This window comes from Rhodoferax sp. LS1R11 (assembly GCF_056521395.1).
The window spans coordinates 28,799-55,086 of sequence record NZ_JBWMAW010000008.1 but is presented as its reverse complement, the minus strand read 5'-3'; the positions used below and the strand labels follow the sequence as shown (position 1 = coordinate 55,086).

The 26,288-nt window shown below is 53.6% G+C and carries 21 protein-coding genes; 13 read left to right on the top strand and 8 right to left on the bottom strand.

From position 1 onward, the window contains the following. Positions 1-2: 2 nt before the first annotated feature. The 5 genes from AC097N_RS11300 to AC097N_RS11280 all read right to left on the bottom strand — a co-directional run bounded on the left by AC097N_RS11300 (position 3) and on the right by AC097N_RS11280 (position 5,266). Positions 3-989 carry a KpsF/GutQ family sugar-phosphate isomerase gene (locus tag AC097N_RS11300; protein WP_479581115.1) on the bottom strand — a complete coding sequence of 329 codons (987 nt, stop codon included), beginning with the start codon at positions 987-989 and terminating at the stop codon, positions 3-5. After that, on the bottom strand, positions 982-1,935 hold the full coding sequence (locus AC097N_RS11295) for a GNAT family N-acetyltransferase (protein WP_479581114.1): 954 nt from the start codon (positions 1,933-1,935) through the stop codon (positions 982-984). Before AC097N_RS11295 ends, AC097N_RS11300 begins: the two co-directional genes overlap by 8 nt. A 118-nt stretch (positions 1,936-2,053) precedes the next feature. Further along, positions 2,054-3,322, bottom strand: a complete 1,269-nt coding sequence (locus tag AC097N_RS11290) for a glycosyltransferase (RefSeq protein WP_479581113.1) — start codon at positions 3,320-3,322, stop codon at positions 2,054-2,056. Then, complete coding sequence (locus AC097N_RS11285; RefSeq protein ID WP_479581229.1) at positions 3,307-4,512, bottom strand: DegT/DnrJ/EryC1/StrS family aminotransferase; 1,206 nt, start codon at positions 4,510-4,512, stop codon at positions 3,307-3,309. Before AC097N_RS11285 ends, AC097N_RS11290 begins: the two co-directional genes overlap by 16 nt. A 16-nt stretch (positions 4,513-4,528) precedes the next feature. Then, positions 4,529-5,266 carry a tetratricopeptide repeat protein gene (locus AC097N_RS11280; RefSeq protein ID WP_479581112.1) on the bottom strand — a complete coding sequence of 246 codons (738 nt, stop codon included), beginning with the start codon at positions 5,264-5,266 and terminating at the stop codon, positions 4,529-4,531. A 148-nt stretch (positions 5,267-5,414) separates the two neighbouring features. Here AC097N_RS11280 and AC097N_RS11275 point away from each other — a divergent pair, with 148 nt between their 5' ends. Continuing rightward, positions 5,415-6,341 (top strand): glycosyltransferase family 2 protein, encoded by a 927-nt coding sequence (locus AC097N_RS11275; protein WP_479581111.1) that lies wholly within the window; start codon positions 5,415-5,417, stop codon positions 6,339-6,341. Then, positions 6,338-7,585, top strand: coding sequence for an acyltransferase family protein (locus AC097N_RS11270; RefSeq protein ID WP_479581110.1), 1,248 nt, complete (start codon positions 6,338-6,340; stop codon positions 7,583-7,585). The genes AC097N_RS11275 and AC097N_RS11270 overlap by 4 nt, the downstream gene beginning before the upstream one ends. Before the next feature lie 315 nt (positions 7,586-7,900). Here AC097N_RS11270 and AC097N_RS11265 read toward each other — a convergent pair whose 3' ends face one another. Genes AC097N_RS11265 through AC097N_RS11255 form a run of 3 tightly spaced genes read right to left on the bottom strand, consistent with a single transcriptional unit; the run spans position 7,901 to position 9,918 of the window. After that, on the bottom strand, positions 7,901-8,803 hold the full coding sequence (locus AC097N_RS11265) for a hydrolase 1, exosortase A system-associated (RefSeq protein ID WP_479581109.1): 903 nt from the start codon (positions 8,801-8,803) through the stop codon (positions 7,901-7,903). Then, positions 8,800-9,660: a hydrolase 2, exosortase A system-associated gene (locus tag AC097N_RS11260; protein WP_479581108.1), complete on the bottom strand. Its 861-nt coding sequence runs from the start codon at positions 9,658-9,660 to the stop codon at positions 8,800-8,802. Before AC097N_RS11260 ends, AC097N_RS11265 begins: the two co-directional genes overlap by 4 nt. 6 nt (positions 9,661-9,666) lie before the next feature. Then, positions 9,667-9,918: an acyl carrier protein gene (locus AC097N_RS11255; protein ID WP_479581107.1), complete on the bottom strand. Its 252-nt coding sequence runs from the start codon at positions 9,916-9,918 to the stop codon at positions 9,667-9,669. Positions 9,919-10,037: 119 nt separating this feature from the next. Between AC097N_RS11255 and AC097N_RS11250 the strand changes: the two genes are divergently transcribed. The 11 genes from AC097N_RS11250 (at position 10,038) to AC097N_RS11200 (ending at position 26,262) form a co-directional block, all read left to right on the top strand. Then, positions 10,038-11,660, top strand: a complete 1,623-nt coding sequence (locus AC097N_RS11250; RefSeq protein ID WP_479581228.1) for an acyl-CoA ligase (AMP-forming), exosortase A system-associated — start codon at positions 10,038-10,040, stop codon at positions 11,658-11,660. Between the two features lie 35 nt (positions 11,661-11,695). Further along, positions 11,696-12,901, top strand: coding sequence for a pyridoxal-dependent decarboxylase, exosortase A system-associated (locus tag AC097N_RS11245; RefSeq protein ID WP_479581106.1), 1,206 nt, complete (start codon positions 11,696-11,698; stop codon positions 12,899-12,901). 64 nt (positions 12,902-12,965) lie between these two features. Continuing rightward, entirely contained in the window at positions 12,966-14,888 is a 1,923-nt protein-coding gene (locus AC097N_RS11240; protein WP_479581105.1) for a hypothetical protein, read from the top strand. Positions 14,889-15,060: 172 nt separating this feature from the next. Next, entirely contained in the window at positions 15,061-16,440 is a 1,380-nt protein-coding gene (locus AC097N_RS11235; RefSeq protein ID WP_479581104.1) for a TIGR03013 family XrtA/PEP-CTERM system glycosyltransferase, read from the top strand. Positions 16,441-16,492: 52 nt separating this feature from the next. Continuing rightward, complete coding sequence (gene prsK / locus AC097N_RS11230; protein ID WP_479581103.1) at positions 16,493-18,604, top strand: XrtA/PEP-CTERM system histidine kinase PrsK; 2,112 nt, start codon at positions 16,493-16,495, stop codon at positions 18,602-18,604. Then, positions 18,601-19,962 carry a PEP-CTERM-box response regulator transcription factor gene (gene prsR / locus AC097N_RS11225; RefSeq protein WP_479581102.1) on the top strand — a complete coding sequence of 454 codons (1,362 nt, stop codon included), beginning with the start codon at positions 18,601-18,603 and terminating at the stop codon, positions 19,960-19,962. Before prsK ends, prsR begins: the two co-directional genes overlap by 4 nt. A gap of 36 nt (positions 19,963-19,998) precedes the next feature. Next, on the top strand, positions 19,999-22,779 hold the full coding sequence (gene prsT, locus AC097N_RS11220; protein ID WP_479581101.1) for an XrtA/PEP-CTERM system TPR-repeat protein PrsT: 2,781 nt from the start codon (positions 19,999-20,001) through the stop codon (positions 22,777-22,779). Positions 22,780-23,264: 485 nt separating this feature from the next. After that, the gene (locus AC097N_RS11215; protein WP_479581100.1) at positions 23,265-23,885 is read left to right on the top strand and encodes a hypothetical protein; all 621 of its coding nucleotides are present in this window, start codon (positions 23,265-23,267) and stop codon (positions 23,883-23,885) included. 31 nt (positions 23,886-23,916) lie between these two features. Continuing rightward, entirely contained in the window at positions 23,917-24,246 is a 330-nt protein-coding gene (locus AC097N_RS11210) for an HPr-rel-A system PqqD family peptide chaperone (protein WP_479581099.1), read from the top strand. Further along, positions 24,233-25,150, top strand: coding sequence for an HprK-related kinase A (locus tag AC097N_RS11205; RefSeq protein WP_479581098.1), 918 nt, complete (start codon positions 24,233-24,235; stop codon positions 25,148-25,150). Before AC097N_RS11210 ends, AC097N_RS11205 begins: the two co-directional genes overlap by 14 nt. After that, positions 25,147-26,262, top strand: coding sequence for a nucleotidyltransferase domain-containing protein (locus tag AC097N_RS11200; RefSeq protein ID WP_479581097.1), 1,116 nt, complete (start codon positions 25,147-25,149; stop codon positions 26,260-26,262). The genes AC097N_RS11205 and AC097N_RS11200 overlap by 4 nt, the downstream gene beginning before the upstream one ends. The last annotated feature ends 26 nt before the right edge of the window (positions 26,263-26,288 follow it).

Genomic DNA, 26,288 nt, shown 5'->3' with positions numbered 1-26,288 from the left:
GGTTAAATCACGCCTGCCCTGAACAAATCATGCATGTTAAAAGCGCCAACCAGCCGGTTGTCAGGGTCTACCACCAGCATGCCGTTGATGCGCAGCGTTTCCATTTGCTTGACCGCCTCGGCAGCCAGGCGGTCGGCGTCAATGGTGCGCGGGTTGCGCTTCATCAGGTCGGCGATTTTTGCGCTGCGCAGGTCAACGTCGGCAGCAAGAATGCGGCGCAGGTCGCCATCGGTAAAGATGCCCAGAATGTGGCGCTCGCTATCCACGATGGCGGTCATGCCAAGGCCCTTGGCGCTCATTTCGAGCAGGGCTTCTACCAGGCTGCTGGCGCTGCCAACCTGCGGCAGATCTGTGCCTGAGTGCATCACGTCACTAACGCGCACCAGCAGTTTGCGTCCGAGCTTGCCACCCGGGTGCGATCGCGCAAAGTCTTGGGCGCTGAAGCCGCGTGCCTTGAGCAAGGCCACGGCCAGTGCATCGCCCAGTGCCAGCGCAGCGGTGGTGCTTGACGTTGGCGCCAGACCAAGTGGGCAGGCTTCTTTTTCAACTGCAGCGTCAAGGTGCACGTCGGCCAGCGTGGCAAGCGTGGAGGTGCAGACACCCGTGATGGCAATCAGGCTCGTGCCGTGGCGCTTGAGCAGAGGCATGATGGCTACCAGCTCGGTGCTTTCACCGGAGTTAGACAGTGCAATCACAACGTCCTCGGGGGTGATCATGCCAAGGTCGCCGTGGCTGGCTTCTCCCGGGTGCACAAAAAATGCCGGCGTGCCGGTGCTTGCCAGCGTCGCGGCAATTTTGCAGCCGATGTGGCCCGATTTACCCATGCCACTGACTACAACCCGCCCACGGCAGGCCAATATCAGCCGCAGCGCTTCAACAAAACTAGGGCCAAGACGGTCTACCAGGCTACGCACCGCATCGGCTTCAACCCGCAAGACCTCGCGGCCCAGCTCGAGCAATTCGTCGTCGGCAAAGGGGGCGTTAGTCATGGCTGGTTTCGGTGGTGCTGACGGGGTTCGGGGCGCTTGGGCGCAGGGCAGCACGCAGGTTCAGCAAGCCCAACACAAGCGCATGGCGGTAGACATTGGCGTGGTAAATGCCTCGGGCGTTCAGGGTCCAGCGGGTGTGCCATTCCATGACCTTGCCGTAAAATTCAATACGCTGAAACTTGGCCTCGTCAAACAGTTGCTGAAATTCGTCCTGGCGCATCAGGGTGGATGGCGACACCTGCTTGTACGATTCGTCATAGGTGGTTTTCAGTATGACGATGGCCGTGTCGTCGCAAATGCACAAGTCCATGGCTACTACCTTGTCATCAAACCAGTAGCGGTAAATACGGCCGCGCCCTACGTTGCAGAAGTTTTCCAGCATCTTTTGGTAAAACTTGCCTTGAGCGTTATCGGGGTGAATGGCTGTGCCATCGGCAGTCTTCCAGCCTGCGCTTTCCAGTGCACCGTAATCGGCAATGGCTTTGGGCACATCAGCAGCTGCGGTGATGCATTCCAGCCGGATAGTGGTGCCTTCAGTTTGCAATTTGTTGCGCTGCTTGCGGGTGTTTTGTCGCAAGTTTTTACCGCGGGCTTCCCAATAGGCATCAAAGGTGCAGTCGATGTCTACCCAGGCGGTTTCTATGTAGTCTTGGGTGCGTACTTTGGCACTGTCTTCTGGCCGGGGTTGAACGCTTGGGTCAAGCTGCGTTACGCCCAGGCCCAGGGTCAAGCCCGGTAGTTTGGTCACCAACGTATCAATCGTAGTGACTAAGTCAACGCCGTCATTGGACAGCCAGGCGCCCAGCGGTAGCTGAGAGGGTTGAAAGGTTTGCCACATGCCCTTGGGGCCGCGCTGCACGATGGCTGCAGCGCTAAGCTGGCCGTTGGTGTGGCGCAGGCACAGGAGCTCTTCGCCATTGCCAAAAGTGCCAAGGGCGGGTTGCAAAAAAAAGGTTTCCAAAAACGGTGTGCCTGGGTTGACCTTTGCCAAAGCATCCCATTGGCTGGCATAGGTGGGGAATTTCGCGATAGGGTGTAGGGTCCAAGTCATTGCTTTAGGGGTCTCATTGGGTGGCCGAGGGTTGCGCAATATGTTCAAGGTGCGCCTCATCCAGAAGTTTGGCCAGTTCACTTGCTTTTGAAAAACGTGAGAACGATCCTACAAACTTGGTATTGCGGCTGGATGACGCACCGTGGTGTAGTGCAGCCAGAAAATGACCAAGAGCAATGCCAATGAGTTGGCTTGATTCCAGCGGGGCAAGGTGGTGCATACCGGCGCGCTGCAACAGGTTTGCCGTGTCGCTGTCTGCGCCACACAGACCCAGGACGGGTTTACTGGCCCGGATGTATTCATACACCTTGGCGGGAATCTGATCGTTGCAGTCGTCTGACTGCAACACCAACAGGCCATCTGCCGCACACATTTCAGCCAACGCAGCTTGGTAGCCAATGGGTGGCATGATTTGCACCACGTCATCGAGTCCATAAATGGCGCTTAAGGATGCCAAAAAGTCGGAGTGCTCAGGTGCCCTGAATCTCAGCCTGAAATTTTCAGCAACTAAATTCCGGCTGTCAATAAGCTGGCGAACGGCTGCAAACAATTCACGTGGGTTGCGCCATTCGGGGTAAACAATGCCGCTGTGCAGCACGGTAACTTTGCCGGGATTTAGTGACTGGGGCAAAGGGCCAGGCGATAGCGGTATGAAAGATGACTCGTCGTAACCGTTTTCGATGACTTGTATGCGACTGGCTTGCGCCGGGTAGCGGCTGCGGTAGAGTCTGGCCGCACCAGGCGTGGTGAAGACCATTCGGCTGGCACATGTAAATACTTTTTGCTCGACTTTCAAGTAGCTTTGCCAGGTGGCTGGGTCAGATGGGTAGCCCTCATGCGCCATCGGGTCACGAAAATCTGCCACCCACGGCAGGCCACTGAGCCTTGAGAGCCAATAACCAATCAAGTGGGCGGTGGGGATGGGGTAGGTACTCCAGATCACATCGGGGTTGTGCTGCCGGATTATTCGCATGCCTGTGGGTATGGCCCCCAGCAGCCAGCTAAGCCAGCGATCGGGTCGGGCGATCCAGCCTGGGTAGCGGTTAAATAGCGACAAGTGCCGACGGGCATCCAGTGCAAAGGCGCGGGCAACGTGAACGTTGGCCGGAATGTCTTGCAGCAGGTCCCGGCTGGTGTTCTCGTAAGCCCTGGGGTGTGCGCTGAGCACTGCCGGTTGCCAGCCAAACGAAGGTAAATCCTGACTAAAACGCAAGGTGCGTTGAATGCCACTGCTACCTGCCAAGGGCGGGTAGTGGTAAGCGATCATCAGCACCCGTTGCATGGCAACGCCTTATGTAGCTTGTGATTGGGAATGCTGGGTGCATAAACCTGCTTGAGGTTGGCTACCATGCGTTGCAGCTCGCGGGCCGTGAGGTCTTGATGGCAGGCCAACTGGAGCACATGGTGCGACCAAGTGACGCCAAGGTCGCCATCAATGGGTGTCACGGTTGGCCAGAGGCGGTCCCATCGAGACACGGGGAATTCGATCCGACGCAGTTCTGCATAGCCCGGGTCAGGCTGCTCAACCCACAGTGGAAATACATAGGGTACGCAATGATCTGGCAAATGTGGCAACAGTGGGTGCATGCCTGAGACACCAGACAACGCCTTGGCAAAGAACAGGTAGTTTGCACGCCGTCTGTCTACGATGCGACCCTGGGGGGCGTGTTGGGCGATCCAGCGACTGGCTGCTGTGAGCGCCATATGGGCTTGAGCCATGTCAATGGTGAATCCATCACTTGGTGAGTCAACTGGCTGCGCCTGCCTGGCCGGTTGCTCAACCGGTGCAGGCTTGAATATGCTGCGTAGGCGGTTTACACCATTGATCAACGGGGCTACCCCGACGAGCCGGCCGTGGATAACGCCCGAATGGATAATGTCAAAACCTGCTTTGAGTTGGCTTTTAAAGCTGCGTTGATGTCGCGGGGAGGGCGGTGTGGGAACCCGGTTGTCTATTAGGCAGCCGCCCTCGGGCACAGGAAAAAACTTGGTGAGGCTGGCAATGGCCAGGTCGCCCCAGCGGCCCACGGCGCGGCCCCCACTCATGCCAAAGAGTGAGTGGGCGCAGTCTTCAATCAAGTGCACGCTGTTTGTGTCACACCATTGGCGAATGTCAGCCAATGGCTGCGGTAGACCGAAAAAATGGGCGACCAAAATGGCACGGATGTCTGTGCCGTGTTGTTGCCTGAGCCACTGTAGATCAGGTCCACCGCGGTCGCTGATTGGGTAAAAAACTGCCTGCGCGCCCAGCGCCTCAATAGGCGCGATCATGGTGGGGCAGTGGTAGGTGGGTACCAGTACTTTGTCACCTGGACTAACTTTAAGCATTTCAAGCGCCAACAAGATAGAGGCACGGCCACTTACCGTAAATTGGGCTGTAGAGTGCGTGAGTAGGCAGGGTGTGGCCGGTAGTTTGGCCCCTGAAAATGTGGCCCAGTCAAATACGGGAAGGCGTGGGGTTAGATACGCCATTTTCAAATTGCGCGCTTCATTGAGCTGCTTCGGGGACGGATGCAGCGGGTGCAGTTGGTCCATCGACTGTTGTCTCGGTGTGCTCTATTAATGGGGGTTTCCATTGGCTGGCCTTTTCGAGCAGGTTGCGCAGTTCAGTTCTCTCAAAACCAAGCGCCAAAGCGTGATGGGCCTGGATCAGTGCCTTGTTGTAGAGTTTTATGTCAAAGTAAGCTAAACCAATGTTGTAGTGCGTAAAGGCGTTGTCGCCTGCAATTTTGGTTGCCTGTTCCAATTGAGTGATTGCTTCGGGTGTGCGCTTATTTTTCGTTAGAAAAGTGGCATAAATGATACGTGCGATCGCATCGTCTGAGCTGAATCGAATGGCGCGCTCGAAATAACATTCAACATCGAATTTCAATCCGGCCGGTTTTTTGCTGGTTTTTTTTTCACCATATCGCATAACGGCCATCAGCGCACGGTGATGGTTCGGGAAAGCTCTGAGCGTGTAGTCAATATCACCGCCAGGATCATCTCCGCTGCGATGGCCTCTTATCAAAAGTTCAACTTCTTTGGTGAAGTGTGCTCCCTCAACAAGTGCAAGTTTGTAAGTGTGATCGCCGGTGCCCAGCGTTGGAGGGTCCCTATCTGGTCGGTAGTCGTAGGGGCCGAAACCGTTGTTCAGGGGACCACAATAGTTCATATCGACTTGCGCAAAGACGGGCAGGTAACCAAAAAATATACCGAAAATGAGAAGCGTTCTTAAAGGAATCATTGGTTACACCCTCCATTCCTGTTTAATATTGACCGGGAAAGCTGACGCATTTTTCTTGGACTGTCTCAATTTTAGGCTTGGGACTATTTGAGAAATTTTGCTGGTTGTAACATGATTTTTATTGCCAATTTTCAAACTGATTGCGAAAATGAATTTAGCCATGCCGAAAGTCTCTGTCGTTTTACCCGCTTACAACGCAGTGCCATTCATTCGGCAGACGATTGCCAGTATCGCCGCACAGAGTTTTGATGACTTTGAGATCGTTGTTGTCGATGATGGCTCAACTGATGCTACAGCAAAGGTCGCAGCGGCACAGGATCCGCGGGTCCGCGTCGTGCAGCAGCCTAATCAGGGAATTGCGGCTGCCAGAAATGTCGGCATCTCACATGCTCGCGGCGAATGGATAGCTTTCATGGATCATGATGACTTGTGGCACCCGCATAAGCTGAAAGCTCAGTGCGAGGTGCTTGGACGCGATCTGGATTGTGGGATTGTCTACGGTGAGTTTTTACGGTGGGATCCGCTAACGCCACCTGTTTTTCCAGATCAGATGATCGATAGCACGCGTGTGGTTGCTGACTTGTCTGGCTCCATACTCCCACAGCTCGTTCGGACCAATTGGGTTTTGCTGAGCACTGCGGTGATCAGGCGCAGCGTATTTGAAACTGTCGGGGAGTTTGATCCTGCCATGCCGCCGGCAGACGATTGGGACTTTATGCTCAGGGCTGCAGAGCATCACCGATTCATCAAGCTTGCCCAGCCGGTGACACTTTACCGAGTGCATGACGGGCAGACGTCGTTGAAGCTGACCCCCAGGAATGTCGAGTTTGAGCTAAGGGCGAGGGCGCTGGATCGATTAAACGCCTTAGGCGGGACTGTTTTGGATATGAATGACATAAACCAAAGACAGTTTCGTGCGTTGTTTAACTACGGATATCTTCAATATGGTGCGGGTTTTTACAGGAAGGCGCGTTCGACCTTTTTTTCTTCCTTGCAATTTCGTGCAATCTCTGGAAAAGCATGGAGATATTTGGCTGCATCCTGTGTCAAGTCAGTTCTAAGTGATCGACCATGACGATATTTGATTGCTGCTTTGTAAGGTCAAGTGGAACGTTTTGGGATCCGGTTAGTCCTTGGGCCGCAGTTTTTGCATTGCTGTTGGCATTTTCCACATCTTTCCTGATATCCAAAAAGTTCGGTTCACCACCGGAAGAAGGACGATTTTCATCAATAGATGGGTTGCGTGGCTATCTGGCATTTTTTGTTTTTCTTCATCATTCGTGTGTCTGGTATTTTTATTTGAGAACGAGTGAGTGGAAGATACCGCCTTCTAATCTCTATACCCATTTTGGACAGAGTTCAGTCGCTTTATTTTTCATGATTACCGGATTTCTTTTTTTTTCCAAACTCATCGATGAGAGAGGGGGGGAAATAGATTGGGGTAGATTATTCTTGGCAAGAATTTTTCGACTTGTACCTTTGTATTTTTTTGCGATGTTATTATTTTTTCTCGTAGTTGTTGTTTATTCAAAAGGCGTTTTTAATGTTTCAGTTTTAAAATTGGTTGATGGAGTAATACGGTGGTTGGGCTTTACGATAACCGGCGGGCCAGATCTGAATGCTATTGATCGTACTTGGATCATTGTTGCGGGAGTTACATGGTCGTTATCTTATGAGTGGATTTTCTATCTTTCACTTCCTCTCCTGGCTATGATGATTGGTGTGGTACCCCCACTCCTTTTCGTCGGTATCGGTGTTGCCAGTCTCGTATATTTAGAAGCATGGCATACCAGCATTCATTACTTGTCATTTGCCGGCGGAATCATCGCCGCATTCCTTGTTCGGTTGGACTGGTTGCGTCGTTTTGCAATCGGTAAGATGGCATCCTTTATTGCCATTGGCTGTATAGTCTTGGCGGTAGCTGTCTTCCCTTCCGCGTATGGAATCGGACCCCTTTTCTTACTGGCAATTTCCTTTTCATTAATCGCTTCTGGAAATAGTTTGTTTGGCGTATTAATAAGTGAATCCTCGCGCACACTTGGTGAATTTGCATACGGAATTTACCTGCTTCACGGCATCACCCTTTTTTGTGTGTTCAATTTTTTAGTTGGAGTGCCTGAATCGAAGGTGCTATCGCCTCTTCAGTTTTGGTTTGTCATTTTTTGTATAACTCCTGTGTTGATATTTATCTGTTTCCTTGCGTGTAGATTTATTGAGCGTCCTGCCATGCTTAAGGTCACCCCTGTTACTAGTTTTCTACGCACTTGGAGGCGACGTCATGTTGACTCCTTTTTCGGCAATATGGCAGGTCGCATGTAAAGCGTTCTCTTGCTGGTGCATTTCTTTGTGAATCGCCTCGGGATTTGTGGATGATGAAACCTTTGAGCAGATGGAGTCATGAGCAAATAAAATCGGTTTTTTCCGAAATGCGAGAACGTGCTGTGCGCATGGTGCGAGAGCACCTTGACGAATACCCTTGAGTGGGGGTCTTGGTTCAACACTACTGACTGCGGGAGCCCGTTGGACACATTTCACCGGCCGAAACGGAGGCAAATTATTATCGGTAACTCGCCGAGACAGTCAATTCTGAGGTCTTAACTGGAACCAATCTGCCTACAGGCAACCCGCGGCGATTCAAATATTACTGAATGCAGCCAACCAATCCAGTGTGATTTGTTCGGCTCTTCGGCGGGACGCAGCACCAGAAAAAGTGTGATCAACGCCGGGCACTTCATGACGCTGCAGGTGCGCATGGCCCAGGTAATTCTTCCACATCGCGTCAGAGCTTGCGAATTCTTGAAACTCTTTGGCCGTGTAGTCGTCACCGCTGAGGATCAATAGTATCGTTCCAGGGAACTGATGCCATGCCACAGCCATTCGTTGCTGAAAAGGTTTTTCGAGGGCTTTGGATTGACGGGCGCTGGTGACGGCACGCTCGTGGGTGTTATCTGCGTTTGATTTACTCGATCCTCCAAAAGCTACAAGTATGTTTTGCAGCAAGCCACTCAGGGCTTGGGTGGCTACGCCGCCGCGCAGTAGCTTCAGCCAGAACTCTTTTTGCTTCAACCGTTGGAGGTAATAGTGTTTGACCTGGGTACGGGCCAGACTGGCTTCAGATCGAACCCATGGATTCAGCAGACACAGGCCTGTCACGCGTGTGTCACGAGTTTCATGGCAATAGAGCAGGGCGGCGGCGGCGGCATCACACAGGCCCCAAAGCGCGACATGTTCGATGCTGGGCAGACGCTGTTGCAGTGTGCCAATGGCGGCGGAAATGTCGGCGTTCACGGCTTCAAAATTTCGCTGCTGACCTTCGCTGTCGCCCATGCCTCGGTAGTCAAATCGGAGTACGGCATACCCTGCGGCGGCCAGCGCGCGCGATAACAGTACAAATTGCCGGTGGCTCCCCGCTCGATATTGCGGGCCACCCACAATCACCACAATGCCCGTTTTCGCGGGAGTTTCTGGTCTGGCCAGAATACTGACCAACGTGTCGCCCTTGCAGCCAAAGAGTGCGGTTTCTTCGGTGTAAGTCATGCAACTGCCTTCAGCAGCGCTGCCGTAGAGGCTGCAATCAGTGCAGGGGCATCTTCTATTTCAGTGGTTTGCCAGAATGCGGGGCCCTTGGTTGGGTAACTATTGACTCTGAAGCCAGCTTGTTGCCAGCGGGCAACGGTTTGGGTTGAGACGGGGCTCAAAGTTGCGTCTTCCCGGGTGGAGATTTCCAGCCATTCAATTCGCGACACCTGGCCGGACTTTGGACTTGTCGGTGGTGCAAGCGTTGCGTTCTCCAGACCTGAAGCCAGCCCGGGCGAAAGGGAATAACCCGCAATTTCAACGGACGAGCCATCGGCCAGTTGCCGGCGCATGCCCTCCATGACGCCTTTGGACTGACCTCCAAGCATGTCAGTTGCCACTTTGAGACGCAAGAACTGCTGCAACAATTGCTTGCCTGTCGACGGCGGCTGCCAGAATAGAAAGTGGCAGGTTGCGTCTAGCTGGCCTGCCACTTCAACTGCCAGCAGGCAGCCAGCACGCAGGCCCCACAGCCAAAGCGGCACCTGATTCACATCGTTGTTATGGGCCCTATCGTAAGCGCGTAGCCATAGGCAGGCTTGTACGACGTCATTCACCCAGCTTTTCCAGGTGGCATCACCAAAATCGCCGGAACTATCTCCACAGCCCAGCAAATCAATTTGCAGTACTGAGAACCCGGCTTGTGCCAACGCTCGAGATTGCATCGCCGCCATCCGGCGGGCTTTGTTCATCTCTTCGGCAAAAGGATGAATGTAAACAACCAAGCCTCGGGTTAGAACACCTTGCGATGGATGGAGCAGACAAAAACGTTGCCCGTTCTCAATGGGGAGAAAAAAAGCCTCGGGCTGCACGGACATCGGTCGTCAACCGGCCAATTTTTCGTTAACAAAATCAGTTAAAGAGCCCACGGTCGCAAAGGTGGCTCCATCGATGTCGTCATCGTCTACCACCACGCCAAACTGTTCCTCAATGGTTGTAATAAGTGAAACCACCGCCATTGAGTCCAACTCAGGAATAGCGCCGAGTAGCGGTGTGTCGTGGGTGAAGGTGGCGGACCGACCGTTCAAGCTCAATACCTCGTCAATGACACGAAGCACTTCTTTCGTAACATCCAATTCAAACTCCCAAATAAACAATCGGCCCAAGTCGACGCATTTTAGGGCTCTCCGTGAGTGCGGGCTGTAAGATACTTTTATGCTTGCCAAATTTAATCGAGACTCTCGCTTTCATGCCCATGATTGAATCCACCCTCCTGCATGAGCTGATTGCCTTGTCCGCCGCGCGCGCCCCCCAGGCGACGGCTCTCACCAGTGGCGCGTCTTCAATGACTTACAGCGAATTGAGTGCCGGTGTCAGGCAGTTTGCCTCTGGAATCGTGGGATTGGGGCTGGCACGCGGTGACCGTGTCGCGATTTATCTGGAAAAGCGTTTTGAGACCGTGATTGCCAGCTTTGGCGCACCGGCAGCTGGGGTCGTTTTTGTGCCGATCAATCCGTTGCTCAAGCCGGAGCAGGTGGCATTTATTCTGCAAGACTGCAATGTGCGGGTTCTGGTGACCTCGCCTGAGCGGCTGCCTTTGCTGAAAGAGGTCTTGGTCGGGTGCCCAGACTTGCGACATGTGGTGGTGACCGATTCTGTGGCCAAGACAACCCAGGAGGAGCGGACCGTCATTAGCGCAATGGTGGCGACCACTTGGAGCGACTTGCTTGGTAGCCCTTTCCGGCGGGGCCATCGGGTGATTGACACCGATATGGCCGCCATTCTTTACACCTCGGGCAGCACCGGCAAGCCGAAAGGTGTGGTGTTGTCGCATCGCAATATGGTGGCAGGGGCCAAAAGCGTGGCGTCTTACCTTGAGAATACAGTGCAAGACACGCTGCTGGCTGCGCTACCCTTGTCCTTTGACGCCGGGTTCAGCCAGCTCACCACTGGATTTCACGCGGGCGCCCGGGTGGTGCTGCTGAACTACCTGATGCCACGCGATGTACTCAAGGCGATGGAGCGGGAGGGCGTGACCGGTCTTACGGCCGTGCCGCCCTTGTACATCCAACTGGCGCAGTTGGAGTGGCCCGCCCCCATCAAAGAGAAGTTGCGCTATTTTGCCAACACTGGCGGGCGAATGCCGCGTGAAACACTCAATGCCTTGCGCCAGAAGGTTCCCAATGCGAAACCATTTCTGATGTACGGGCTGACCGAAGCCTTTCGCTCCACCTACCTGCCGCCTGAAGAGGTCGACCGGCGCCCGGACTCTATCGGCAAGGCCATTCCAAATGCAGAAATTCTGGTCCTGCGCGAAGACGGTTCGTCTTGTTCGCCAGAAGAGCCCGGCGAATTAGTGCACCGCGGTGCCTTGGTGGGCATGGGGTATTGGAACGATGCTGACAAAACTGCGGAGCGCTACAAGCTCTTGGCCTCAGACGCGCCGGGTCGTCAGCGTGGCCTGCAGTTGCCTGAATACGCAGTTTTTTCCGGGGATACGGTCAGGATGGATGCCGAAGGGTTTCTGTATTTCATTGGGCGGCGCGACGAGATGATGAAAACATCGGGCTACCGGGTCAGTCCCACTGAGGTCGAGGAAGTTTTGTACGCCACTCAGATGGTCAGTGAATGTGTTGCCTTTGGCGTGGATCACGCGTCTCTGGGTCATGCTATACATTTAATAGCTACTCCCGTAGGTGGAGCGGGCGCTATTGACCTAAATCGCTTGATGGCTGAATGTCGGGCTCGCATGCCGGCTTACATGGTTCCGGCGGGTATCGAGGTTGTCTCAGGCCCGCTCCCGCGCAATCCGAATGGCAAGATTGACCGTAAATTACTGTCAACCGATTGGTTGGCGCGTCACAAGGCTGAAGCATGATCGTTCCTGAGCGTCAGATACCCGTTCATGCGGCGATGAACCAATTTCCTGTCAGTGATGGCGAATTGATCGTCGGCGGTGAGCGGCTGTCACTACTTGCCGCCCGGGTGGGACAAACCCCTTTTTATGCCTATGACCGTTCCCTGTTGCGCGCAAGAGTCACTGAATTGCGCAGCCTGCTGCCCCGCGAGGTCAAGCTGCACTACGCAATGAAGGCCAACCCCATGCCCGCCGTCGTCGGCTTCATGGCGGGTTTGGTGGACGGAATTGATGTGGCCTCCGCGGGTGAGTTGAAGGTGGCTTTGGACGCAGGGGCCGATCCAAAAGAGGTGAGCTTTGCTGGGCCTGGCAAACGTGATGTCGAGTTGCGACAGGCTGTGGCGTCTCGCGTACTAATCAATGTGGAGTCATTTCGCGAAGTGGTTGCGTTGGAGGCCATTTCATCAAAGTTGGGGGTGGCAGCCCGCGTGGCTGTGCGTGTTAACCCGGACTTTGAGCTCAAAGGTTCGGGCATGAAGATGGGTGGCGGCCCCAAGCAGTTTGGCGTGGATGTGGAGCAGATGCCTGAACTGTTGGCCGATATCGGGCGAGCTGGCCTGGCGTTTGAAGGATTTCATCTTTTTGCTGGCTCGCAGAATCTGCGCCCGGAATCCATTTGTGAGGCGCAGCAAAAATCATTTGAGTTGGCCGTGCGCTTGTCGCAGGATGCGCCCCTGCCGGTGCGGTTTTTGAATCTGGGTGGCGGTTTTGGCATTCCCTATTTTCCCGGGGAGCAGCGACTTGACTTGGGCCCTATTGGTGACAATCTCGCCCGTCTTGCCCAGCGATCGCAGATTGAGTTACCTGACGCTGCCTTTGTGATTGAACTGGGTCGGTATTTGGTCGGCGAGGCCGGTATTTATGTGGCCCGCATTGTGGACCGCAAGGTCTCTCGTGGGCAGGTGTATCTGGTGGCTGATGGTGGTCTACACCATCATTTGTCAGCGTCGGGCAACTTTGGACAGGTAGTTCGGAAAAACTACCCCGTCACGATTGGGAATCGGGCCGACTCGATGGAAAAAGAAGTGTCTTCCGTGGTTGGGCCACTGTGCACGCCTTTGGATTTGCTGGCAGACCGGATGTCCTTGCCGGTCGCTCAGGTGGGGGACCTTGCGGTCGTGTTCCAGTCGGGCGCCTATGGCGCAAGCGCCAGCCCGCAGGGCTTCTTGGGACATCCTGCTTGTGTCGAGGTTCTTGTTTAGATTGGGCCTACTGAGAGGGGTGCCTTGGCTGTTGGTCAGCGTGGGCTGTTGTGCGGCGGGGGCAATGCTTGCGTGGCATCACCCTTTGTGGCCGGTTGCGGCGCTGACGCTGTTTTGGTTTTGGTCCCTGGTCGCGGCCTGGTGTCCTGGTGCTTGGTACTTTGTGGTACCCGCCTGTCTTCCTTTTCTGAATTTCTCCCCGTGGAGTGGTTGGATTGTTTTTGACGAGTTTGACCTTTTACTGCTGGGCGCTCTTGCTGGCGGTTACGGGCGTTTGGCTTGCAGTTGCTGGTCTGGCAGGGGCATCAAAATATCAATGGAGTTGCGGGGGCTGATCGTCGTTTTGGGTGGCACAAGCTTGCTCGCGCTTTGGCGGGGATTTGAGGATGCGGGTGGTTTTTCGTTTGACTGGTTTGCGGGCTACACCGATGCCTTGAACAGCCTGCGTCTATTCAAAAGTGTGGGCTTTGCCCTGCTGTTTGCGCCTCTATTGCCAGGGCAACCGCAAGGTGCAGCAAAGGATGGTCAACGTTTGGCTGTTGGCATGGTGGCAGGGCTGACAGTGGTTACGCTTGCGGTGCTTTGGGAGCGCGCGGCCTTTCCTGGCGTATTTGATTTTTCAGCCCATTACCGGACTGTGGCTCTTTTTTGGGAAATGCATGTGGGCGGCGCTGCGATCGATGCTTATTTGGCTATGACCACCCCTTTTATTGTTTGGGCTTTGGTGGTTTCCCGTCGACCGGTAATTTGGACTGGGTTGTCGGCGCTGGCCTTGTTAACGGGCTACGCTTGCTTGAGCACCTTTTCCCGAGGCGTTTACTTTTCTGTTGCAGGCTCGTTGTGCCTCCTCGGTTTGTTGTTATGGGGGCAACGGTCTCACGTCAATCCATTGGCGCTCCTTCGTCACGCTTGGCAACGGCATGGGCTCGATACGTGGCGGGCAAAGGGGGCTTTGTTTTTGGTGGCCGCATTGGCTGCCGAGGTCGCCGTCGTACTGGGTGGAGGGTCCTTCATGGCGAAGCGTCTGGACAGGACTGATCGGGACATGGGTAGCCGCATCGCACATTGGCAGAATGGCGTTGCTCTGCTCCATGGGCCAACTGACTGGCTGCTTGGCATAGGCTTGGGGCGCTTGCCTGCCAACTATGCTGCGCAGGGCCCCCAAGGTGAATTTTCGGGCCGTGTAAATATTGAACATGAGTCTGGGACGGACGGAAAACTCAATACGTTCGTTTCGCTGCATGGTCCGCAATCGCAAAAAAAACTGGCAGGGCTGTACGCATTGACTCAGCGGGTGGGTGAGGTTTCAGGCGGGCGGAATCAGGTTAGTCTGGACGTCCGGGCCATCACGTCAACCGAAGTCTATGTGGAACTGTGTGAGCGACATTTACTGTATGACGGAGATTGCCAGGTCGGATTTTTACGGGTTGTGCCGGGTACGTCGGTAGACAAAGAAAAATGGCGAACCTTTGCGGTGTCGCTTGACGGTCCGGTGTTGGATAAGGGGCCTTGGTATGCGCCGCATCTCACCGTTTTATCACTGTCCGTCCTGAACGAAGGGCAAAAAGTCGATCTAGACAATGTGAGACTGACAGTGGGAGGCGGAAGTAGTGTGCTTGAGAATGGCAACTTCTCAAATGCGTTGGCCCACTGGTTGCCTGCTGCGCAGTTCTATTTTTTACCGTGGCACATAGATAACCTGTTTCTTGAAGCGCTCGTGGAGCGCGGGGTCATCGGATTGGCACTCTTTCTCACGTTAACCGGGTACGCGCTCTGGCATCTTGTTTTCGGCCAAGCCCGGTCGATGCCTCTATCACCCTATCTGGCTGCTTCCCTTTCCGCCGTGCTGTTGGTCGGGCTGATCAGCAGTGTCATGGATACACCGCGTATACATTTCATGGCTTATATGCTGGCGCTATTTTCAATTCAGTTAGGTGCACTCTATAGAACTCCTGCCCCTCTGTTTCTTGCCGACCATGCTGCATAGTCGTAGCCTGTATACACTTGTTCAGCGTAGAGAGGCATAGATGTAATTGCTACACTGGAGTTTCGAATTCCGGTAACGGTCATGTCAAGTCGTCAGCCTGTGTCAGCCATTGGGCAGCGGTGTACTATAAGAATGGATTGCTCAAGACTGAGCATGAAAATGGGGTCTGAAAATGGTAAAAATATTCAATCACTATTTTCGTAAGCGTACGCTTTTGCAGTTTTTCTTTGATGTCAGCATTGTCTTGGCTACTTTGGTGGTTTCTATCCTTTCCCAAGTGGCGGATCCAGGGTCAGAGTCATTGGTCGTTGTCAGTACCTCTTTGTTGCTCGCGGTCGGCATTTTGGTAATTAATGCAGGCCTTGGTTTTTACCGACGTGGCCACAACCTTACATTGGCGCAATCTGGTGCTCGGGCTGCCCTTGCCTTGTGCCTGTCTTTGCCATTCGCGTATGGGATTTTTCGCCTGTCCCCGCTCAAACTCGAAGATGGCAAAATATTTTTGATGACTTTGACGGCAGGCGTCGCCTTGATGTTGATCAACAGAGTTCGTGTGACACAAAAATCTAAAACGAAGACCCGGCAACGTGTTCTTATTTATGGATCGGGGATGCGCGCAAAGTTGGTTGGTCGAAGTCTAAAAATGTCAGACCCGAATGTCGATCTTTTGGGCTATTACCCCAGCCCCAATGAGATTGCAAGTGAGGTTTCTGCTTGGGGCCTTTTGTCACCTGAAAAATCGTTGACAGATATTGTTCACGAGCAAAAAGTCGATGAAATTGTGGTTGCCCTGACTGAGCGTCGTGGTGGCAGCATGCCTTTACGTGAGCTCCTCGATTGCAAGCTGAGGGGCGTGCGGGTGGTCGATATCGCCACCCATTTTGAAAAAACACTGGGGCAAATCAGGCTTGATGCGGTATCTGCCGGCTGGCTTATCTTTGGAGATGGTTTCGAGCAAGGCCTTGTCAGAACCTTGATTAAACGCTTTTACGACATTGTGGGGGCCGTGGCGTTGATAATTTTGTCTTTGCCGGTGATGTTGGTCACTGGGCTCCTGATTTTGCTGGAGAGCCGTGGGCCCGTTTTATACCGGCAGGAGCGGGTGGGGCTGAATGGGCGTTTGTTTAACGTTACCAAATTCAGAAGTATGCGAACTGATGCTGAAGTTGACGGGAAACCCCGGTGGGCATCGGCTACTGACGACCGAGTGACGAAGGTAGGCAAGGTGATCCGAAGGTTGCGAATTGATGAGTTGCCGCAGTTGTTCAACGTGTTGGGTGGATCGATGAGCTTGGTGGGCCCGCGGCCAGAGCGCCCCTACTTCGTTGATAAATTGACCCAGGAAATCCCTTACTTTGCAGTGCGCCAAAGTGTAAAGCCTGGTGTCACTGGTTGGGCGCAGGTGCGCTACCACTATGGGGCCTCAGTCGAGGACTCGGCCGAGAAGCTTCAATATGACCTGTATTACGTTAAAAACCACACTTTGTTTCTTGACCTCATCGTTCTTTTTGAAACGGTTGGTGTTGTTCTGACCGGGCAAGGCGCACATTGAGCTGGCCGTGGTCAATTTTTATTCCCAGGTCCTAGTCAGACTTCTTTAGTTCATGAGCGGCGACAGCATTCAATTGACGGCGTGGAGCTACGGTTTTGCCGGATTTGTCTATTCAGTATTTTCCTTTCGGCTGTTTCAGTTAGGGTATGCCTCAGCACCGCGAGAATTGACAAGGCAAGCCCTATTGGCAGCGGTGACCTTCAGCGCCGTATGGGGGGGGTTCGGGCTGGCGTTGTTGCTATCCGGCAAGTCGATTTTTCTATTGCTTAGCTTGCTGGGCGATTTGCTCCGATACGTTTGTTGGTTTGTTTTTTTGATTGCTCTTTCTAGACCCGGTCGGACACAAGACGTCCCCTATGGGAGGGCATGGACAACTCTCTTCTCAGGCGTCTTGTTTTTTTTGGGGTTGATGGCCTTGTTTTTTGGTGCCATAGGCATTGGTGTCCTTGGCGATCCTTCGCGATTGGCCCTATTCAGTTCCATGGCCCTATCGGTTTTCGCCATGGTTCTTCTAGAGCAGGTATTCAGAAACGTCTCAGAGGATTCGCGGTGGAGCATCAAACCTTTATGTCTTGGTTTGGCCGGCGTTTTTCTGTTTGATCTGTATCTTTTTTCGCAGGCGGTGCTATTCAATCGCCTTGATGAAGACGCGCTTGGCGTGCGCGGCGCCATGCATGCGCTGGTTGTGCCTTTGTTGCTGATTTCAATTTCCCGTCGACGTGATTGGATCAGCAAAATTCACCTTTCCCCAAAGGCTGCATTCCATTCCGCAACGCTTTTGATCGCCGGAATTTACCTGATTTTCATTTCTGGGGTCGGCTACTACGTGCGCTACTTCGGTGGCGAATGGGGGCGGGCACTCCAGGTCGGGCTGGTTTTTTTTGCGTTGATTGGTCTTGTAATCCTTGCCTTATCTGGATCGATGCGCGCCAAACTACGCGTGTATTTGGGCAAGCACTTCTTTCGTTATCGTTACGATTACCGAGAGGAGTGGCTTAAATTCACTCGGACCTTATCTCCCAGGAATTCGCCGCAAGAAATGGGACAGCAGGTTGTCCGTGCGCTAGCCGAAATGCTGGAGAGCCCCGCTGGCGGGTTGTGGATGAAAGCCAAAGGTGAGAGCGCTTTTAGCCAGACAGCACGCTGGAACTTGGCTGCCGTGTTGGAAAAAGAAGAGCGTAACTCGCCATTGTGCGAGTTCATGATGAAGAGCGGCTGGGTCATCAATCTAGAAGAGTACCGTTCATATTCGCGTCGCTACGGGACATTGAAGCTGCCAAGCTGGCTACAAGAGTTGGCCCAAGCTTGGCTTGTTGTGCCGCTTATAGTGGGCGACGAATTGATTGGCTTTGTCGTGCTGGCCAGTGCACGCACGCGCGTCGATGTGAATTGGGAAGTCAATGATTTATTGAAAACAGCGGGTCAGCAAGCGGCTGGCTTTTTGGCGCAGATGCAGGCTACCGAAGCTTTGCTCGAGGTCCGAAAGTTTGACGCCTTCAACCGGATGTCTGCGTTCGTCGTCCATGATCTAAAAAACATAGTGACGCAACTTTCCTTGATGATGAAGAATGCCAAGCGGCTGGCTGATAACCCGGAGTTTCAGCAGGATATGTTGCTGACAGTTGAAAATTCACTGGATCGCATGCGGCAGTTGATGCTTCAATTGCGAGAGGGGGCAACTCCTGCGGGCGCAGTTTTTGGTGTTGGTCTTGAGGCCATCATTCGCCGTATAGAAGGTGTTGCCAAAGGGCGGGGTAGATCACTTGAGCTTCAATTGCTGGAGGCTGTTGACACGCGTGGTCATGAAGAAAGGCTGGAACGAATCATCGGACATGTAGTCCAGAATGCCTTTGATGCGACAGATGTTCACGGACGCGTCTGGATCAAGCTTGATCGTTCCGGTGGTCGGGCAAGGGTTGTTATCGGTGATACAGGCTTGGGAATGTCTCAGGATTTCATCCGGGATCGATTGTTCAAGCCTTTTCAAACTACCAAAGAGGCTGGAATGGGGATTGGCGCCTATGAAAGCTTTCAGTATGTGCGGGAACTGGGTGGACACATTGAGGTTGAAAGTGAACTGAACAAGGGCACCACGGTCACAATACTCTTGCCATTATTTGAAACCCAGAAGACTTCGGACCTTCATTCGCTGGAATCCTCATGACATCTGAAAAAACGCGCGCCCTATTGATTGTAGAAGATGATTTGGCATTGCAAAAGCAAATCAAATGGTCGTTGGACCGGTTTGATTCGGTGACCGCACACGATCGGGAAAGTGCAATGTTGCAACTGCGCAAAACAATGCCCGCGGTGGTGACCATGGACTTGGGGTTGCCGCCTGATGCTGACTCAGTCTCTGAAGGATTCAAGTTGCTTGAGCAGATTATGGCGGTTGACCCGGATATCAAGGTGATTGTTCTCACCGGGCAAAATGACCAGAAAAATGCGCTACGTGCAGTCGCTATGGGTGCCTATGATTTTTTTGCCAAACCGTTTGAACCGGAATTGTTAAATCTCACAATTGAACGAGCCTTCAGGTTGTTCGAGCTTCAAAGTGAAAACCGGCGTTTGCGTGAATTACATCGTCCGGACTCTCTTTCCGGTCTTATGACGCGGGATCCTGAAATGATGCGCGTATGCCGGACGATTGAAAAAGTGGCGGGCAGCAATGCCACCGTGATGTTGCTTGGTGAGAGTGGCACTGGGAAAGAGGTGCTTGCAAGGGGATTGCACCAGTCTTCGCCGCGTCGCGCTGGGAAGTTCGTTGCAATCAACTGTGCTGCCATTCCGGAAAATCTCCTTGAGAGTGAGCTTTTCGGGCACGAAAAAGGCGCTTTCACTGGTGCCGCCAAAATGACTTTGGGAAAGATTGAAACTGCCAATGGCGGCACATTGATGCTCGACGAAATAGGAGACCTCCCATTTCCATTGCAGGCCAAATTGTTGCGCTTTTTGCAGGAACGTGTCATCGAGCGTGTGGGGGGGCGGCAGGAAATACCAGTGGATGTTCGCATCGTTTGCGCAACACATCAGGATCTGAATGCGCTTGGCAAAGAGGGGAAATTTCGTGAAGATTTATATTACAGATTGGCCGAAATAGTTATCAATATTCCGCCGTTGCGTGATCGTGTCGGCGATGCAGCGCTATTGGCACATGCATTTGTCAGACGCTTTTCGCAAGAGCAAAATCGTCCTTCAATGATGTTGACGGAAGGTGCTTTGAGATCGGTTGAAAATCATCCTTGGTCGGGCAATATCCGTGAACTTGAAAACTGTATCAGGCGCGCCACGATCATGGCAGATGGCAACCAGATTTCAAGCGAAGATCTGGGATTGACTAATCTTGCCGCCGATGACGTCGAAAGCTCTCTTGACTTGCGATTGATTCGTGACAGTGCTGAGAAGCGCGCGATTATTGCGGCGCTGGGACGTGTTAATGGAAATATGGTGAAGGCCGCTGAATTGCTGGGTGTGAGTCGGCCTACGCTTTACGATTTGATGCACCGACTGGGCTTGAAGTAATTTGCTTCGCTCAAAAATTTAATCTATGGGTAAAACATGAACTTCAAGAAAACAAATATGCGTCAGGTCATATCGATCGCGCTGATGTCGATGCTGCTTGGCGCTTGCAGCGAAAAGCCTGAAGCCATGCTAGCCTCTGCCAAAGACTATTTGGCAAAGGACGATAACAAAGCTGCCGTCATTCAGATCAAAAATGCGCTGCAGAGCAATCCCAACTCAGCCGAAGCACGTTTTCTTTTGGGTTCATCGCTTCTTAATACTGGCGACCCCGTCGGAGCTGAAACCGAATTGCGCAAGGCGCTTGATTTGAAACATCCGGTGGATGCAGTGGTGCCCCTGTTAGCCAAAGCCTTATTGGCTCAGGGGCAAGCGAAGAAATTGACAGATGAGTTGACCAAGTTTGAATTGACTCAGGCATCTGCCAAGGCAAGTTTCCAAACTTCGTTGGCATCTGCTTACCTCATGCAGGGCAAGGCGGAACCTTCGCAAGTCGCCTTGAGCGCAGCCTTGTTTGCGGAGCCAGGTTATGCGCCGGCACTGATTGCACAGGCGAGACAAAAGGCTGGACAGCGTGACTTTGACGGCGCACTGGTGGTGGCCGACGAGGTAATTGCCAAGTCGCCCAAGAACTACGAGGCTTGGAAACTCAAGGGCGACATTTTGTTATATGCGAAAAATCAGGCACCAGACGCGTTGGCAGCTTATCGCAAGACAATTGAAATCAAACCTGATTTCCTGGCGGGCCAGGTCGCTGTTATCACGATGTTGCTGCAGCAAGGCAACATCGCCGATGCGGCGACGCAAACAGAGCAATTGAAAAAATTCGCTCCCAACCATCCGCAAACCAAATACCTTGAAGCCCAGTTGGCGTTTCAGAAGAAAGACTTCAAGCTGGCCAGAGATCTGATTCAGCAGGTCTTGAAGGTAGCCCCAACAAATGCTCAAGGTTTGCAGTTGGCTGGCGCGGTAGAGCTTCAGCTTAATTCGCCCGTGCAGGCGGAAGGCTATTTGAGCAAGGCTGTTCAGGCTGCCCCGGAGCTTGCCTTGGCCCGTCGGTTGCTCGTTCTTACCTATCTGCGATCGGGGCAATCGGCTAAGGCGATGGCAACTTTGTTACCTGCTCTGAATCGTGAAAATGTGGATCCTGAATTGCTATCCGTGGCTGGCGAGGTTTATCTGCAAAACGGCGACATCAAGAAGGCCGAAGAGTTCTTTGCGAAGGCGACCAAGCAGGCGCCCAAAGACGGTAGAAAACGAACATCTCTCGCCTTGACTCATTTGATGAGTGGTCAGGTAGATACTGGATTCAGCGAGTTGGAAGAAATTGCCGCCTCTGATGCGGGTACGACGGCAGATTTGGCTCTCATCAGCGTGCATTTAAGGCGTCAAGAGTTCGACAAGGCATTGAAGGCCATTGATGGTCTTGAGAAAAAGCAGCCGGACAAAGCGTTGGCGGCCAATTTGCGGGGAAGAACCCTGATGGCCAAACAAGATACTGTAGGAGCCAGAAAAAGCTTCGAGCGTGCTTTGACGATCGATCCGACCTACTTTCCTGCCGTGGCCAGTCTGGCTGGGCTCGACATGGCGGACAAGAAACCGGAAGACGCCAAAAAGCGATTCGAAGCCGTGTTAGCCAAGAATCCTAAAAATGGCCAAGCATTGCTGGCACTGGTAGAACTCGCCGCAAGGTCGGGCGCAAACAATGAAGAGATGACCAAGCTGATTGGGAATGCCGTGGAGGCCAACCCTACGGACGCAACACCGCGTTTGTTACTGATTGACCTTTACTTACGCAACAAGGACGTCAAATCAGCCTCGTCGGCAGCACAAAATGCCGTGACTGCATTGCCCGAAAGCCCAGAAGTGCTCCATGCATTGGGCCGCACGCAACAAGCCGCTGGGGACATTAACCAAGCTATTGCCACTTTTAACAAGCTGGCAGTTATGCAGCCTTTGTCACCACAGCCTCATATGCGCCTAGCAGAAGCTCAAATGGTAGCCAAAAACAAGGAAGCTGCAGTGAGCAGCCTTCGTAAAGCGCTGGACATCAAGCCGGACCTATTGGAAGCGCAGCGTGCGTTGATCGCGCTACATCTTGACGGAAAGAGGATTCAGGACGCGCTAACCATAGGCCGTACCGTGCAACAGCAACGGCCCAAGGAGGCGGTGGGTTATGTTCTCGAGGGTGACATCAACGCTTCGCAGAAAAACTGGGATGCGGCAGCAACTGCCTATCGAGGTGGGCTCAAGCAGGTGAATGCGCCTGAGTTGGCCATCAAATTGCATTCTGTTCTATTGGCGTCTGGCAAGGGTGTTGAAGCGGATAAGTTCTCAACCAGCTGGCAAAAAGACAACGCCAAGGATGCTGCCTTTTTGTTTTATCTGGGTGATGGAGCCATTGTGCGCAAAGACTACGCCGGAGCTGAAAAGAATTATGCGGCGGTGGTCAAGCTTCAACCCAACAGCGCGGTCGCCTACAATAATTTGGCATGGGTGAGTGCCAAACTGAATAGAGATAACGCCATCGCTATCGCCTTTGCCGAGAAAGCAAATGCCTTGGCGCCAAATCAGCCCGCTTTTATGGACACCTTGGCCATGTTGCAGTCGGACAAAGGCGACTATGCGACGGCGGTGGACCTCCAAAACAAAGCGCTGATCCTTCAGCCGCAAAATGCGGTATTCAAACTTAATCGCGCAAAAATTCATATTAAAGGTGGGAAAAAAGACTTGGCGAGGAAAGAGCTGGTTGAGCTGACCAAACTTGGCGATAAGTTTGCGGGACAGGCTGAAGTTGCAGCTCTTATGAAGGGTTTGTAGATGTGTCGATTTTGTTTACTTCCAGCAGGCGACTTGGATGGTGCAAAATATAATTACTATATAAATCAATGACTTGGTTCGTTCGGCACGAAATATGCTGGTCGTCGCTATTGATGGTGCCTGATAGACGACTATAGGCGAGTACAGTAATACGTAGAACGTCAGCGATTGACATAAGATGGTTAGCATTGAGGTCGGCTGGGTCAGCGTATTTGTCGTAACCTTTGCAAGATTTGCTGTGACGCGAGGGAGTTTATATATGAGCACTGAGAATACTGAGTCCACGGAGCAAGCCAGCGCAGAAATGTTTTTCTGTGCTGCAATTGCTTGCCGCCATGTTTCCCATAAGGGAATCTGCAAAGGACGGATGGCTCCTGATGCCAAGATTTGTTTGTCAACTTTGGCGACTCAGAGTGAGCTGATTTCTGCCTACTCTTGCTGAAATTCGCCCCGAATTACTCGACTCAACCGTTTGGACAAACATCATGCAAAACGATCTTTCATCTACCCAGTCAAGCGAAGGCGAGAGCGGGCCATTGGAGTCGTCGTCGGCGATGTCGGCCGAGGCGCAGGCACGTAGACGTGCCCTATTTAAGGGTTTGAGCAGGGGCTCGGCGGCGCTGGCTATGGCGGTACCTATCAGTACGCTGGCGGCGCCTACTATCATTGGTGGTGGCAAGCTGTGCACGGTGTCGGGGGTACAGTCCAACATCGGCTCGCATCCCACGGACGGTGGAGTTTGCTCGGGCTTCCAGCCGGGCCACTATGCCCCCCCCCTAGGCAGCTTGGCGAACTGGCCGAGCTACAAGGCAGGCCCGCCGGCCATCGCCACTAATACGGTTGACGGCATTTTGTTCAACCAAGACACTAACTTTGCAACAGTGTTCGGTTCCGGGCCTGCTTCAACGAGTTTGTTTAATATTTTGAAAAATAGGCCTTTGACCGATCAGGCTGTTTGGGTGACGGCGCTGCTCAATGCGCTCAATCCGAGTAATGTCAACTTCCCCTACAACGCGTCGCAGGTGCGGGCGTTTTATATGGGTGGGGGCGTGCTGAAGACCCAGGCGTTGGCCTTTTTCAGAGGTTACATGCAGACCGTCGCGTGATCGCGGCGCTGGCTGTGATCCGTCTTCGCGCATGAGCGAGAGCTTGTCGGCAACGGGTTTCTCACAACCCGCCTATCGGATCAATCCGCTCGTTGAGTTGCATTGGCTTCAGTTTGATGATGACTGGGTTTTGTTTGATGCATTGTCGGGCCAAACTCACCAGATGACCGCAGTGGCGGCGGCCCAGTTGATGAGCTACGAGGAGGGCTTACCGTTGTCCATGACCGCGCTGCTGGCGATCTTGGGCCGTTATTTTGGTATTCCCATTGAGGCGACGGAGGCAGCCTTTGTGTCGGCGGTGATCGACCAGCTGGCCGCACTGGGTCTCATCACCCCTATGCCCGCTCATGTTGTTGTCTGAGTTGCCGCCCACTGAACTTGTGCGGCGCCTTTGTGGCGGAGGTTTGGCGTTGCGCACGGGACCTTTCGTGTTTCGCATTTTTTCGCCGGTGCCGTCGGTGGCCGAAGGCTTGAGCCTGCTTTATGCGTCCAACCTGTTGGCCGCAGAAGTTGAGTTCGTCGATTTCGACGTGCGGCTCGAATGGGTCCACGGTCTGCGCAGGTGGCTTCGGCCGCAGGTGCGCTTTGTCTTTGACGGCGAATCGCCTTTCGAGCCGCTGCCTGCCGACCATGCCTACCCGCTGCTGGAATGGGCAATGAACTGGTGCATTTCATCTCATGCCCACCAAGGCCTGCTGCTACACGCAGCGGTGGTTGAGCGGCAGGGGCTTGCGGTCATTCTGCCGGCGCCACCTGGCTCGGGCAAGAGCACCTTGTGCGCCGGGCTTGTCAGCAGTGACTGGCGTTTATTGTCGGACGAGGTCACCATGATCTCGTTGGCCGATGGGGGTGTTACTGCACTGGCCCGGCCCGTCAGCCTCAAGAACGAGTCGATTGAAGTAATCCGTCGCTTTGCGCCGCATGCTGTGTTCAATCGTGTTTCGCACGGTACCGTCAAGGGCAGCGTCACCCACATGCGAGCGCAAGCTGAGCATGTGCGCCGCGTCGACGAGCGCGCACGGCCGCGCTGGGTGGTGTTTCCACGCTATGTGTCCGGTGCGGACCCAACGATGCAACTGCGGCCCAAGGCCGAAAGCATGTTGGAACTCGGGCGCAATGCCTTCAACTACATGGTGCTGGGGCAATTGGGCTTTGAGGCACTAGGCGATCTGGTGGCGAACTGTGACTGCTACGATTTTCATTACAGCGATCTCAATGATGCAACAGTGGCGTTTGATGCGCTGCTGCAGCAGGCGCTCGAATGAGTGGTTTAAATTCCGCCTGCCAGGTCAGCGGTGACCTGCTGACAGCGGTATGGCAGCACCCGCAGCGTCTGCCGAAGATGACGCTCCGGCAATGGGAGTTACTGCTGGGGCAGGCGCGGCAGGCCCGGCTGATCTCGAGGCTAGCCCAGCATTACATCGATCTGAATGCGGTTGACTCGGTGCCCGAAGCCGCCTGGCGCCATTTGGATGGGGCGCTACGGTGGGTAGGACGGCAGCGGCACGAGGCGCAGTGGGAAGTCGATTGCATTCAACGTGCTCTGCAGGATGTCGACACCCCCATCGTGCTACTCAAAGGCGCTGCCTATGTTGTTGCCGGCTTGCCAGCGGGCAGGGCCAGGTTGTTCTCTGATATTGACATCCTGGTCAAGAGGGAGCGCTTGCCGGAGGTCGAGGGCGCGTTGTTTGGTGCTGGGTGGATTGGCGAAGAGCGCGATGCCTACAACGATCGTTACTACCGAGAGTGGATGCATGAAATCCCGCCGATGAAACATGTTCAGCGCCAAACGGTCATTGATGTGCACCATACGATCACACCACCCACCTCTCGATTCAAAGTCAATGGTTCTACGCTGTTCGATCGCCTCGTGGCTGTCGACGAGGGGCGTAGGCTGTATGTGCTGGCACCACCAGATATGGTGTTGCACAGTGCGGTGCATTTGTTCCAAGAAGGCGACTTCAGTCACGGACTGCGCGACCTGCTGGATATCAAGGATTTGCTGACACATTTTGCTCAGCAACAGGACTTCTGGTCTAGTCTGTTTGATCGTGCGGAGAATCTGGGCCTACAGATACCCCTGTTTCATGCGCTGTTTCACGTTCAGCGGCTGTTCGGCGTGTCAGCGCCGGCTGAATGGACGTTGCGTGTACGCCTGTTTGCTCCAGCAGCGCCGGCCCGAATCACGATGGTGTGGCTGCTTGGATTGGCTTTGCAGCCAGATCACCCGAGTTGCAACACTCGTTGGACCGGCTTGGCCCGATGGTTACTCTACGTTCGTTCGCATGCTTTGCGTATGCCATTTCACATGGTTGTGCCGCATCTTCTACGCAAAGTTTGGATGAAGACTTTTCCACAGAAAAGAATCAGTCATTGAGCAAGTGAGCATTGCAAAATAGACAA

Coding starts and splice junctions, on each gene's coding strand:
- prsK (WP_479581103.1), top strand. CDS start 16,493: ATGAGCGGCGACAGCATTCAATTGACGGCGTGGAGCTACGGTTTTGCC.
- AC097N_RS11205 (WP_479581098.1), top strand. CDS start 24,233: ATGTTGTTGTCTGAGTTGCCGCCCACTGAACTTGTGCGGCGCCTTTGT.
- AC097N_RS11250 (WP_479581228.1), top strand. CDS start 10,038: ATGATTGAATCCACCCTCCTGCATGAGCTGATTGCCTTGTCCGCCGCG.
- AC097N_RS11245 (WP_479581106.1), top strand. CDS start 11,696: ATGAACCAATTTCCTGTCAGTGATGGCGAATTGATCGTCGGCGGTGAG.
- AC097N_RS11260 (WP_479581108.1), bottom strand. CDS start 9,660: ATGTCCGTGCAGCCCGAGGCTTTTTTTCTCCCCATTGAGAACGGGCAA.
- AC097N_RS11240 (WP_479581105.1), top strand. CDS start 12,966: ATGCTTGCGTGGCATCACCCTTTGTGGCCGGTTGCGGCGCTGACGCTG.
- AC097N_RS11210 (WP_479581099.1), top strand. CDS start 23,917: ATGAGCGAGAGCTTGTCGGCAACGGGTTTCTCACAACCCGCCTATCGG.
- prsT (WP_479581101.1), top strand. CDS start 19,999: ATGAACTTCAAGAAAACAAATATGCGTCAGGTCATATCGATCGCGCTG.
- AC097N_RS11235 (WP_479581104.1), top strand. CDS start 15,061: ATGGTAAAAATATTCAATCACTATTTTCGTAAGCGTACGCTTTTGCAG.
- prsR (WP_479581102.1), top strand. CDS start 18,601: ATGACATCTGAAAAAACGCGCGCCCTATTGATTGTAGAAGATGATTTG.
- AC097N_RS11275 (WP_479581111.1), top strand. CDS start 5,415: ATGAATTTAGCCATGCCGAAAGTCTCTGTCGTTTTACCCGCTTACAAC.
- AC097N_RS11280 (WP_479581112.1), bottom strand. CDS start 5,266: ATGATTCCTTTAAGAACGCTTCTCATTTTCGGTATATTTTTTGGTTAC.
- AC097N_RS11300 (WP_479581115.1), bottom strand. CDS start 989: ATGACTAACGCCCCCTTTGCCGACGACGAATTGCTCGAGCTGGGCCGC.
- AC097N_RS11290 (WP_479581113.1), bottom strand. CDS start 3,322: ATGCAACGGGTGCTGATGATCGCTTACCACTACCCGCCCTTGGCAGGT.
- AC097N_RS11215 (WP_479581100.1), top strand. CDS start 23,265: ATGCAAAACGATCTTTCATCTACCCAGTCAAGCGAAGGCGAGAGCGGG.
- AC097N_RS11265 (WP_479581109.1), bottom strand. CDS start 8,803: ATGACTTACACCGAAGAAACCGCACTCTTTGGCTGCAAGGGCGACACG.
- AC097N_RS11285 (WP_479581229.1), bottom strand. CDS start 4,512: ATGGCGTATCTAACCCCACGCCTTCCCGTATTTGACTGGGCCACATTT.
- AC097N_RS11270 (WP_479581110.1), top strand. CDS start 6,338: ATGACGATATTTGATTGCTGCTTTGTAAGGTCAAGTGGAACGTTTTGG.
- AC097N_RS11200 (WP_479581097.1), top strand. CDS start 25,147: ATGAGTGGTTTAAATTCCGCCTGCCAGGTCAGCGGTGACCTGCTGACA.